The 10,155-nt window shown below is 65.8% G+C and carries 2 protein-coding genes; both read right to left on the bottom strand.

The annotated features are described in order from the left end of the window. Nucleotides 1-5,109, bottom strand: a 5,109-nt coding sequence (locus tag RIFP1SYM_RS02775; protein WP_240991998.1) for a fibronectin type III domain-containing protein, incomplete at its 3' end; no start/stop codon positions are given. 17 nt (nucleotides 5,110-5,126) lie between these two features. Next, entirely contained in the window at nucleotides 5,127-9,713 is a 4,587-nt protein-coding gene (locus RIFP1SYM_RS02770; RefSeq protein WP_476756433.1) for a PA14 domain-containing protein, read from the bottom strand. Between the last annotated feature and the right edge of the window lie 442 nt (nucleotides 9,714-10,155).

Genomic DNA, 10,155 nt, shown 5'->3' with positions numbered 1-10,155 from the left:
CGTATTGGTGCGCACCCCCAGCAGATGGAAACGCACCCGGCGGGTTCCCACCGGTACCGCAACGAACCGGCTCTGTTGCTGCCAGCGGCTCTGCTCACCGATCAGATGGGGGCTCTCGGCCAGCTGACTGCCATCGGCGGCATGGAAGCTGACGAAGACCTCAGGGCGATCGTTGTTGCGCGACCAGGGACGCAGACGTGCGCCAAACAGCACCCGGCCCCCACCCTGGTCGATGGTCCCGGCCTGGGCGCTGAGATCGACCTCCTGATAGGCCTCGCCGATGGCGCTCTGCCCAGAGCAGATACCACCAACGACAAAGTAGCTCTCGCCAGCATCGGTGCCGGGACCACGGCAACCGCCGATCCGCTCACCGTTACGCCAGACCTGTACCGTACCCTGGGCCAGGGTCCAACCGACCATCCCCTGCTCCGCCCCCGGATTGACCAACAGATTGTTGCCGCTCAGCTGATCCAGATCGGGGGTGTCGGCGGCCTCCACCGCGCCAAACAGCAGCCGCTCCGCCACCGGTCGGGCGAAGTCGTGGCGCACGATGTTGCAACTCAGCTCCATCGCCATCCGTTCCGGGATGGTCGCCATCAGGCTGTTGATCTGGCTGTTCGGCTGGCTCAACAGGCTGCCGCCATCGAAACCACCATAGAACTTGCCCTGCTGGGTACGCCAGGCATTGCCATCGCGGAAGTAGTACCAATCCTCGCCGGTCAGGCTCAGCAGCTTGTGGTTCAGCTCCTCCGGGGTCAGCAGCCGCGCCATCCCCAGATCGTGCAGTTCGGCGCGGCTCTGCGCATCCAGCCCATCGGCGGATGCGGCGCGGAACAGCGGACTGAGCACCAGCTCGACCAGCAGATCCTTGACGTTGAAGGGGCCATGACCCTGATCGCGAACGAACTGGCCGGCGATCTCCTCCAGCAACCGGTCCTGTTGGTTGTAGGCGGCCAACCGGGTGGCGTAGTCATCCACCGTGCTGCTCATCGGCGCGCTCAGCGGGTCACGCTTGAACAGGGCGCGATACCAGAAGTGGACGCCACCCTTGGCAAAGCGGGGGTCCGCCACCAGATGCCATCCCAGCCACTGCAGGCTACCGTTCACCCCCGCCTCGCGGCTATTCACCGCCGGCAGTTGCAGACGCAGCTGAGTGGCGTCGATATAGACATCCGAGACACTCCCCGAACGGCGCAGCCCGGCCATCCAATAGCGGATAGTGCGGGTGCCCCTGGGCAGGGTCACCGTCTCGGTATAGCGCCGCCAGTAGGGACGCTGGTTGCGCAACCGGTTGCTGACACCGATCGACCCACCTTGGGCGTCGAGGAACTCCAGATAGACCTCGGGACGATCAGACCACCCCTTGTCGCGCAGCTGGGCGCCGTAGATCGCCTGCACCTGACCGGCGTCGATGGCCGCCGCGTGGCGGGCCACGCTGAGATCCTGGTGGACCAGGGTCTGGCGCTCGCTCACACCACAGCCACCGAGCATAAACAGCTGGCTGCCGTTATAGGGCGCGGGGATGGTGCCACAACCCGCCGCCTGACTGGCCAGCAGCACCCCCTGATCGACCACCCAGCCCTCGACATCCTGCTCCGCACCAGGGTTCTGCAGCAGATTGTCGGTCACCTCGGTCGCGGCCCCGTAGCCGCGATGCCCCCCCGGCATCACTTGGTCGCCATAACCGGCAGGCAGGGCATCACGGTACCAAGCATCGCCAGGACGATACCAGAGCAGGCCGTTGTGGTCGGGTGGAAAATCCGCCGACTTATAGGCCCGCGGCAGGGAGTCCCGGTCGCCCTGGCTACCATTGAAGTTCTGCTGGTAGCGGGCCGCCGTGCCCCAGCTCTGGAAGGCACCTGCCACCGGGTCCATCGAGGTATGACAGACCAGACAGGCGGGACTCTCCAGGGTCGGCACCAGGAAGTCACCGTTGTTGCTGTCGTCCAACGGGCGCTGCCCCAGGGCCTCGATATCGATACCGAGGAACTGCTTGAAGACCGACTTCGAACGGTGGCGGTTGCGGTTGGTGTCGGTGGTCGGGAAGCGCGACAGCCAGGCATGGGTGGTCAACACTCCGGCGTGGGGGAAGGGCTTGTCGATGCGTGCCGAGATCCGCGCCTGACGTGCCGGCACGAACTGATCCTCGCCCGCAAAACTGCCAGAGATCGGCTCGGCCCCCATCACCCGGCCGATGATCGGATTGGCCATGGTGTAGTCGGCGGTGACGATCTCGCTCCAGGGGCGCTCGTTATCGACGATATAGCTCAGCAGATGGACCGGCTGGTGGCGCACCGCATCGTGCAACTGGCCACGCTCCGTCCGGCTCAACCCGGTCAGCGCTGGATAGTCGTCACGACTCAGGCCCCGACTCCCGTAGAGCCCGGCGGCCCCGTTACTGAGGAAGCGTTCAAACCCCGCCCGCTCGGCAAAGCCATGCAGCGCGTCCCCCGCCATCATCCCCCGCAGGGTCTGGCGCAGAGTCTCGTCGGAGTCTACCGCCGCCCGCTCCGCCGCCGTGGGTATCCGGTTCAACAACAGCAGGCTCGCCTTGCGTAGGGTCGCCTGGGGATCGAGCAGACGGACCCCATCGGGGGCGCTGGCGTCGCGCTGCAGGGTCAGGTTCAGGCTGCCGGAGCGACTCGAACGGTTGCCCGCCGCATCCAGCGCCAGGATCTGGTAGCGGTAGCTACCCTGTTGCAGACCGGTATCGGTGAAGCTGTTCCAGCGGGTCGTGGCGATCAACTGGCCATCACGGTAGATCTCGTAGCCGGTCACCTGCCAGTTGTCGTCAGCGTCGGTCCAGGTCAGGGTCAGCGAGTCGTTGGTGGTGGCCGCCAGGGCGAGATCGACCGGCTGGTCCGGGCCTTGGGTATCGGCCGCCTGACCGGCATAGAAGTGGGCCAACGCCTGAACCGCCTGGGGATCGACACGATGCGCCTGGTCGAGACCACCGCGCATCGCCGTGGGGGCCTGACTGCGATCCGCCAGATAGTCGCTCAACACCGCCTCCAGATAGGGACGCCATTGACCCGCCAGACGCACCCCGGTCAGACCGTTGTCGCGGCCGCTGTTGGTATGACAACTCTCGCACTCGCCCTGGTGCAGACGCTGACCAAGCTGCTGCAGGTTGGCATCGACCGACTGGCTGATCTGGCTCTGCGGCAGCGCGGCGAAGTAGTCGGCCATCGCCGCGATCTGATCCGCCGAGTAGCCCTTGGCGACCCGATCCATCATGCTGGCGTGGCGGCGGCCGCTCTGGTAGTCGTTCATCACCCGCACGAAGTAGCCACGATCGAACCCGGCGATGGCCGGCATCGCCGGGCCACCGCTGACGCCGTCACTGCCATGGCAGATGGCGCAGTTGCCCACCAACGCCGCCACCGGGATATCGCCAACAGTCGGCGCCGAACCGCCGCAGGCGGCCGGATCGTCCAGCTGGCGCAGGAACTCCGCCAGGTTGCGATAGGCGAGGCTCTGGGCATCACCAAACGGCGCACCGCCGCCGTGGGGACGCGTGCCGATACTCTTCTCCAGCAGCGTCGCGCCACCCAGCTGGTTGGCGGCATCCACCACCACCTTCTGGTTACGGCTCGCCGCATCGGTCCCCTGATGGAGCACGAAGCGGGTCATATGGGCGAGACCGCCGGGGTTGTGACAGCTGGCGCAGCGCTCCAGATGGGGGGCGACCTCGCGCACGAAGAACGACTCGGTGGCGGCGCAGGCCGCGGCCAGGCTGACATCGGCCGGGTTCGAAGCCGCGGAGAGGTTACCCGCTGCATCGATCGCCTTGACCTGATAGCTGTAGCTGAGGCCCGCCTCGGCGGAGCTGTCGGTGTATTCGGTCTGCATCGCGGTGGCTATCAGGCGGCCGTCGCGGATCACCCGATAGCCGCTCACCGCCTGGTTGTCCCGCGAGACCCCCCAACTGAGGCGCACGCTCTGGTTGCCCAGCAGCTCGGCGCGCAGGCTGGAGGGGGTGGTCGGGGCCTCGGTGTCACCGGTGCGCACCTCCACCACCTGACTTGCACTGGAGAGGTTGCCCGCCGCATCCAGCGCCCGGATCTGATAGCGGTAGCGGCTGCTGCCCGCCAGCCCCTGGTCGCTGTAGCTGGTGCTGGCCACCCTGGCGATCAGCTTGCCATCGCGCAGCACCTGATAGCCACTGACCCCAACGTTGTCGGTTGCGGCCTGCCAGCTCAGTTGCATCGAGGTGGCATCAGTGGGCTGTACACTCAGCCCGGTCGGGACCGAAGGTGGGGTGCCGTCATCGGTGGTGACGGTGAGCGCGGCGGTCGGTGGCGAGGCATTGCCCGCCGCATCCAGGGCGATCACCTGATAGCTGTAGTGGCTGAAGCTCTGCAGACCCTGATCGGTGAAGCGGGTCGCGTTGACCGTCGCCACCGGCTCGCCATTGCGCAGCAGCCGATAGCCAGTCACCGCGATATTGTCACTCGCCGCGCCCCAGCTGAGGGCGATGCTGTCGTTGCTCCGTGCTGTCACTTGCAACGCCCCCGGCACGCCGGGGGGGATGGTGTCCGGCACCGTCAATTCAACCTGGCTGGCGGGAGACTCGGTGCCGTTGGGCCAGACCGCCTTCACCGCATAGCGGTAGGCCTGACCAACCTCGACCTGGGTATCGCAATAGTCATTAGCATCGACACTACCCAGTAGCCGGCCATCGCGATAGACATGGTAGCGCCCAATCAGGTCGTGGGGCTGCCACGCCAGGGTCACCCCCTGATGGCCCTGCTCGGTGATCTCCAGCCCTGCCGGCGCCTGGGGCGCACCGCTCTGGTCCGCCTGCCAGACCAGCTGGGCTACGGCACCGCCTCCGACCTCGAAATAGTCCATCCGGATCTGGTGGCGTCCCTGGTCGAGAAAAACTCGCTGGCTATACTCGGTCGGCGCCATCGGCCGCCAGGCATCGATCAGCAGCTGGTCATCGACCCACAGCCGCACCCCGTCATCGGTGCGGCTGGTGAAGCTGTACTCACCCGCCGGCAGGTCGAATGCACCACTCCAGCGCGCCGAAAAGTGGTCACGCCCCTTCACCCCTAGCGGCTTGCCACCGCCCCAGTCGAAGTCGATCTTCGGCTCCTGGCGGATATCTGCCAGCGGCCCCTTCAGGTCACCCTGGTTGTAGTATTCGGCGCAGAACGCCCCACCGGCAGCGGGGAACAGTCATCGATCGGCTGCCAGTTGACCTTCAGTACGGCACCGCCCCAACCGTCGAAGTGCTCCACTCGGACCCGGTGTTTGCCCTGGGTCAGTTGACGCACCGCCCGGTACTCGGTGGGTTTCTGCTGGTTCCAGTAGTCGATGATCAGTTCATCATCGAGCCACACCCGCACCCCATCGTCGGCCAGCGCCGAGAAGCGGTAGAGCCCCGCCTCGAAGGCGAAATCCCCCACCCACTTGTCGGAGAAGGTGTCGTGCTCAATGTTGTCGATCGGCAGATTTGGCCAGTCGAAGTCGAGCCTATCGACCTCCAGGGTGTCGGCCAGCCCCCCCTTGAAGCCCATTTCTTCATAGAACTCGCCGCAGAAACGCCCCTCCGGCACCACCGAGCAGTCGGGGGCTTTGCTCCAGCTCAGCTTCGCCTTAGCCTTGCCCCAGGCCTCGTAGTACTCCACCTTGACCCGATGGGNGCCAGCCTCCAGCTTCAGTAGCGTGCGCTGCTTGCCGTACCAGGGCCAGCTGCGTTTCCAGGCATCGATGATCAGATCGCCATCCACCCAGACCCGGAAGCCGTCATCGGCATCGCTACGGAAGCGGTAGTAGCCTGCCTCGAATTCAAAGTCACCCTGCCAGCGGGCAGAGAACTTGTCGTGACTCAGCGCCTCGCTGGGTCCACCACCCTGCCAATCAAAATCTATAGCCGGATCGAGACTCGCCTCCAGCGGCTCGCCGGAGAGATCCTGATTGGGGAAGTATTCGCCACAGAACTCACCGCTGGGCACCGCGTCGCAGCTGGGCGCGGTCTCCCAGAGCAGGCCCACACTGGCGTTGCCCCAGCCTTCGCGGTATTCGACCTTGATCCGATGGTTACCCGCGCTCAGACGACGCAAGACCTGGCGTTTGCCGAACCAACTCCATTTTGGATCCCAAGCGTCGATCACCAACGCGCCATCGATCCAGACCCGCATCGCATCATCAAAGTGGCTTTTGAAGCGGTAGGTGCCGGCGGCAAATGGGAAATCCCCCTCCCAGCGAACCGAGAACTTGTTTGCCCCTACCCCTACGATCGGGTTGCCGCTGCCCCAGTCGAAGTCGATCTTGTCGTAGAGCCGCGAATCCACCGGATCGCCGCTCAGGTCGGTGGTGGCAAAGAAGCTGGCGCAGAACTGCCCTTCCGGCACCTGCGAACAGTCGGCGGTCTCCTCCCAGCGCAGCTTGGCGACAGCACCACCACCGCTCTCGAAGTACTCCATCTTGATGCGATGTGTGCCCGCTGTAAGCGGCAGCATGGCACGGTATTCGGTGGGCCGCTGATGGCGCCAGCCATCGATGATCAGCCGCCCATCGACCCACACCCGGATACCGTCATCCCCGGTGGCGATGAAGCGGTAGCCCGACGCCTTGAAGAGAAAATCGCCCTGCCAACGGACCGAGAAGTTGTCCTTCCAGACCCCGTCGATCGGCGCGCCCCTCTTCCAGTCGAAGTTGATGGCCGGGTCGACGCGCCCCTCGCTGGGTGCTCCGGTGAGGCCCTTGTTACCGAAGAACTCGGCACAGAAACGCCCGCTCGGCACCGCCTCGCACCCCGCCACCCGCTGCCAGTGGAAGTTGGCGCGGGCACTGCCCCAGCGCTCTTTGTACTCCACCCGGACCCGATGGCTGCCCGCCGTCAGCCGATAGAGCCGGTGCTGCTTGCCGTAGAGCGGCCACTTGCGCGCCCCATCCCAGCTGTCGATGATCGGCTCGCCGTCGATCCAGACCCGCATGCTGTCGTCGGCATCGCTGACGAAGCGGTAGGCCCCCGCCTCGAAGGTGAAGTCGCCCTGCCAGCGCAGCGAGAAGCGGTCGGTGCGCTTGCTATTGTCCGGGCTCCCCTTGCCCCAGTCGTGGGCGATCTGCGCCTCAGTCCAGCCATCCACCGGGTCGCCCTGCAGCTCTTCGTTGTGGAACAGCTCGGCGCAAAACTGGCCGCTCGGCACCGTGCCGCAACCGGGCACCGCCTCCCAGCGGAGATTGGCCCGGGCGTCGCTCCAGGCCTCGCGGTACTCCATGCGGATCTTGTGCAGCCCCGGGGCGAGACGCAGCAGGCGGCTGTATTTGCCGCGGTAGCTCCAATCCATGCTCCAGGCGTCGATCACCTGGCGATCGTCGATCCAGAGCCGAATGCCGTCATCCACATCACTGGTGAAGCGGTAGGCGCCACCGTCGAAGTTGAAACTGCCCTCCCAGCGCACCGAGAAGCGGTCGGGGTTGACCCCATGCATCGGCCGCTGCCGGCCCCAGTCGAAGGCGATGGCCGGCGTCTGCTCCTGACGCACCGGCTCACCCTGGAGCTGCTCGTTGTTGAAGTAGCTGCCGCAGAAGGCGCCGCTGGGCACGCCGCCGCAAGGGTGGCGCTGCTCCCAATGGAACTGGGCCGTGGCCCAGCCGCCATGCTCCTTGTATTCGACCTTGATCCGGTGGCTGCCAGCCGCCAGATGCAGATCCTTGAAATACTCGGTGGCGGCCTGGGGCTTCCAGGAGTCGATGATCGGCGCATCGTCGATCCACACCCGCATCCCGTCATCGGTGCGGGCGATAAAGCGGTAGTCGCCCTCGGTGAAGGTGAAGTCCCCCTGCCAGCGGGCCGAGAAGTTATCCTTGCCGATCACCCCCGCCAAGGGCGACTCACCCTTCCACTCAAAATCAATGGCCGGCACATTGGCGGCGTGGACCGGCAGCCCAGTCAGTTCGCGGTTGTTGAAGAACTCGCCACAGAAGGCCCCGTTTGGCACCGACTCGCAGCGCTGCCCCAGCTCCCAGCTGACGTGGGCACGGGCCCAGCCGCCCCACTCCCGATATTCGACCCGCACCCGCTGCAACCCCGCCGGCAGCGTGACCACCTGGTTGATGCGGCCACCGTGCTGCCAGGAGTCGATGAGCAGCCGATCACCGATCCAGACCCGCACCCCATCATCGGTGTAGCTGTGGAGGTTGTACTCCCCCGCCTCGAACTGGAACTCGCCCAACCAACGGACTGAGAAGTGATCCTTGCCCAGTCCGCCGGCGGGTGCCTTGTCCTGCCACTCGAACGCAATCTGTTGATCTTCACGCACCAGCGCCGCATCACCGGCCAGGTCGTGGTTGTCGTAGTAGGCACCGCAGAAGCGCCCCTGGGGAATCGCCCCGCAGCCGACGGCGGCGGCCCAGCTCAGCTCGGCCACGGCGCCACCGCCAGCCTCAAAATATTCGGCGCGGATGCGGTGGCTGCCCGCCTTCAGCCAGAGGCTCTTCTGATGGAGGGTCGGCGCTTGCCCATGCCAGCTGTCGATCACCGGTTCACCGTCAACCCAGAGGCGGAAGCCATCGTCGGTCCGTACCTGGAAGTTGTAGCTGCCATCCTGATCAAACTGGAAGTCACCCTGCCAGCGTACCGAGAAGTTGTCCCGCGGCAGGCTGGCATCAGCGCTGCCGTTGCCCCAGTCAAAGTTGACCTGTGGGTCAATGCGCACCAGCGCCGGATCACCCTCCAGGTTTCGGTTGGCAAAATACTCGGCACAGAACTCACCCGCCGGCACTGAAGCACAATTGACCAGCTCAGCGCCCAACGGCTGCCAGTCGAGGGAGAGAAAGGCGTTGCTACCGAGACGGTACTCCAGCGCCAGCAGATGGTCCCCCTGGCTAAGATGAGCGGTGCGCATGGCATCCACTGCCCCGCCATCACTGCTGCCCTGGTAGAGGGGCTGACCATCCAGCGACAGCTTCAGCTCACGGGCGCCATGGCTGAGCATAAACTGGTAGTCGCCCTGGGCGAACACGAAGGAGCCGCTCCAGCGCAGCAGCAGGCCATCCGCCGCCACTCCCACGGGCAGATCGCCGAGGCTAAAACGCAGGCCGTTGTCGCTGATCTGGAGCTGCGCCTGCTCTAGAGGGAGCCACTGAGCACCGTCGAAATATTCAAGGCAGAAGCCACCGCCAGGTTGCAGGCAGCCGACCCGCTCCAGCGCCAGACCCAACGCTGCCTCGCCGCTCAGGTCCTGATAGTCGAGGCGCAGCTGATGATAGCCCTCGGACAGGGTGAGATAGCTACCCAGGGTACGTTGCGGAGATGGGGCGTCCCAGGCGTCGATCAGCGGTGTGCCATCGAGCCAGAGCCGCACCTTATCGTCGGCATCGAGCTCAGCACGGTAGATGCCAGCGCCCGGGTTGAGGCTGCCGATCCAGCGCAGCGAGAAGCCGTCCCGGCCAACACCGGCATCCGGACCGCCCAGCCCCCAGTCCCAATCGAGCAGCTGCTGGCGGCCACTGGCGGCGGTCGAGGCCGGCAGATCACCGGCCAGCGCCAGGGCCGGAGCGCCTTGGGGATCATCCTGGCCACTGTATTCGAGGCAGTAGCGTCCCTCGGTCACCCCCTCGCAGTGCGCCAGTTGCAGCCCAGGACGCTCCTCCAGCCAGAGTCCGGCGCTGTCGCCATCCACCGGAAGCAGCGCGGCGGGCAGACGCAGCTCGACCCCATCCCAGCTCAGCAGGGCCGGGTAGTCGCTAAGCGCCATCTGCTGGGCCGCCCGCCCCGGCTGGGGACGCGGGGTGACGCGCCAGAGGCGCTCACCGGGGTTGCCGGCGCTGGTGATGATAAAGGGGCGGGCGCGCTCGATCAGGCTGTCGATGCGGGCCCTTTTGCCCGTCGCACCCAACCGCTGCTGGAGTTCGCTCAGGGTTGCGGAGAGGAGTTGATCATCCTGCAGATCGCTATGCCCGGCCAGGTAGTCACTGACCCCGGACAGGCCGGCGTGCAGGATCAGCTCGCGGTAGAAGAGGCCACCCTGGCTGACCGATTGGCTGTCGCTGCCAAAGATCAGGCTCCCCTCCAGCAGCGGATGGATCGGCCGGTCCGAGGCCAGCGCCATACCGCGCAACCGGTCGATGGCGTCGCTAAGGCTGTCGAAGGGGGCGTTCTGGTTGCCGGAGAGGGGGTTGGGCTCGCCCTCCAGCAGC

Origin of the sequence: endosymbiont of Riftia pachyptila (vent Ph05) (assembly GCF_000224455.1) — a bacterium.
GTDB lineage: Bacteria > Pseudomonadota > Gammaproteobacteria > Chromatiales > Chromatiaceae > Endoriftia > Endoriftia persephonae.
This window is presented reverse-complemented; position numbering and strand designations above follow the sequence as displayed.